We start from the raw sequence: 925 nt of genomic DNA, 5'->3' as shown, positions 1-925 counted from the left end.
GGGTGTCGGGGCGGGGGTAGCGGCTGGTGAGGGCATCCAGCCGGGCGCGGATCTGGTCGGCGTTGCCGTGGATCCAGTCGGGGACGAGGTGCTGCCGGTTCTGCGGGGTGTAGTGGCCGGTGGTCTGGGCGGGGTCGGCGGCGAGGGCTTTGTCGAGGTGGGCCATCGCGGCGAGGAGCTCGGTGATGGCGGGCGCTTCGATGCGGATGACGCGGGCGGCGTGCTCGCAGTACCGGATCTCCGCAGGACTGGTGGGGGACAAGAGGTGGGCTCCTTCGTGGCAGGTGGTGGTGGGCCGGGCGGCCTGCCCGGTCTCCGCCCCGGGCCCCGTACGGGGTGGTGGGGCGGGGGCCGGGCAGGGCGACGGGACCGAAGAGGCCGGGGGGCTACTGTTTGTTGCGGTTGCGGTCGCCGAACTGGATGTTGACGTCGCCGCTGCGGCCGAACACCCGGGTGCCGCCGGTGTCGATCTGCGGGGCGAACACCATCGGCTGCTGCTGGTCGGCCGGGGTGGCGGTGTCCGTACGGCGGGCGGCGGCGAAGAGGAACCGGCCGGTGAGGCAGAGGCCGAAGAGGATGACCGCGAGGGTCAGGGCGACCTTCCAGAGCATGTCGAGCAGGTCCACGAGTCCTCCGAGGGCGGGGGCGGCGATCCGGAGCGCGGTGGCGCTGCCCAGGGCCATGACGGTGAGGCTTCCGGCGATGAGGGAGACCGCCTTGGCCCAGCCCGGCATCGCCTCGGTCGGGGCGGCCTGGGCGGGCACGGGGTCCAGGCGGTGGTCGACGGGGCGGCCCCAGGCGATGCGTCCGTCGGGCAGCTGGACCTGGACGGCGCCGGGTACCGGCACCTGGTAGAGCGTCAGAGCCGGTGCCGGGGCGGTGGCCGGGGCGGCGGGCTGCCAGATCGCGGTGGGAACGGCCGGGG

General features: G+C 74.6%; 2 protein-coding genes. Both read right to left on the bottom strand.

All coding sequences use genetic code 11. The features are described from left to right. The coding region (locus tag JS521_RS35895; RefSeq protein ID WP_205087023.1) for a hypothetical protein at window positions 1-262 on the bottom strand (262 nt) is incomplete at its 3' end. Window positions 263-386: 124 nt separating this feature from the next. Beyond that, on the bottom strand, window positions 387-925 hold a 539-nt coding region (locus JS521_RS35890), incomplete at its 5' end, for a hypothetical protein (protein WP_205087022.1).

Source organism: Streptomyces durocortorensis, from assembly GCF_016901035.1.
GTDB classification, from domain to species: Bacteria; Actinomycetota; Actinomycetes; order Streptomycetales; family Streptomycetaceae; genus Streptomyces; species Streptomyces durocortorensis.
This window is presented reverse-complemented; position numbering and strand designations above follow the sequence as displayed.